The organism is Nostoc sp. DedVER02 (genome assembly GCF_034530675.2).
Lineage (GTDB): Bacteria > Cyanobacteriota > Cyanobacteriia > Cyanobacteriales > Nostocaceae > Nostoc.
The window spans coordinates 1-890 of the sequence record NZ_JAVRCP020000085.1; the positions used below are offsets into that span (position 1 = coordinate 1).

Consider the following 890-nt stretch of genomic DNA (forward strand, 5'->3'; position numbering starts at 1 on the left):
ATACCTTCAGTGATAGAACCAGGCCGGTCGGGGGCTGTCAGGCTTATTAGAAATCAAGAATGCGCCAGGGGCAAAACGGAAAATCAATGATGCTGCGAACGCAGCACTTGAGAAAGAGTTAAAAACAGGGAAAGGGTTTGCGAGCTATGGTGCAATAGTTGAATGGTTAAAACAAGAACATGGGCAAGAGATTGAATACGGAACGGTTTACTCATTGGTTCGATATACATTAGGGGCAAAACTAAAAATACCTCGTCCTCAAAGCCACAAACAAGACGAAAAGTTGGTGTCTGAGTTTAAAAAAAACTCGGTATCATTCTCAATAGCCTAGAAAAACATCTTGCACTTGGCAAGTGCGTTCATTATCTGTGTCAGGATGAAACCCGGCTAGGATTAAAAACTTTAACAGGAAAAGTGATTACGGCTTGCGGAGTCAAGCCAACTGTACCCGTTAAATGGGAAAGGGAAAATTTTTGGATTTATGGTGCAATTGAACCATTTACAGGACAACATTTCCAGCAAGAGTACCCTAAGCTTAATGGTGACTATTTTCAACAGTTTTTAGACTGGTTATCTCAGCAATTAGGTGAAGATTATGCGATTTTACAAATAGACCAAGCTCCGGCTCATATCAGTGGTGCAATTAATTGGCCTGAAAATATTATTCCCCTGCTCCAGCCGCCGCATTCACCTGAACTTAATCCAATAGAAAGACTTTGGCAGTTTCTCAAAAAGCCTCTTAAAAATGAGCTTTTCTCTTCTTTGCAAGATTTACGCAATCGAGTACAACAATTATTCGAGCAACTTACATTTGATGAGGTAATATCTATCTCATCTTATAACTTTATTTTAGAAGCTCTTTTCTATGCAGCTTCATATTAAATTGGTAT

The 890-nt window shown here is 39.3% G+C and carries 2 protein-coding genes; both read left to right on the plus strand.

Features of this window, described 5'->3' with window-relative positions; all coding sequences use genetic code 11:
* The first annotated feature begins 154 nt into the window (after positions 1–154).
* A complete protein-coding gene (locus RMZ41_RS31950; protein ID WP_409876328.1) occupies positions 155–331 on the plus strand; it encodes a winged helix-turn-helix domain-containing protein in 177 nt (58 codons plus the stop codon).
* Positions 316–882, plus strand: coding sequence for an IS630 family transposase (locus tag RMZ41_RS31955; protein ID WP_409876330.1), 567 nt, complete (start codon positions 316–318; stop codon positions 880–882). Before RMZ41_RS31950 ends, RMZ41_RS31955 begins: the two co-directional genes overlap by 16 nt.
* Positions 883–890: the final 8 nt, after the last annotated feature.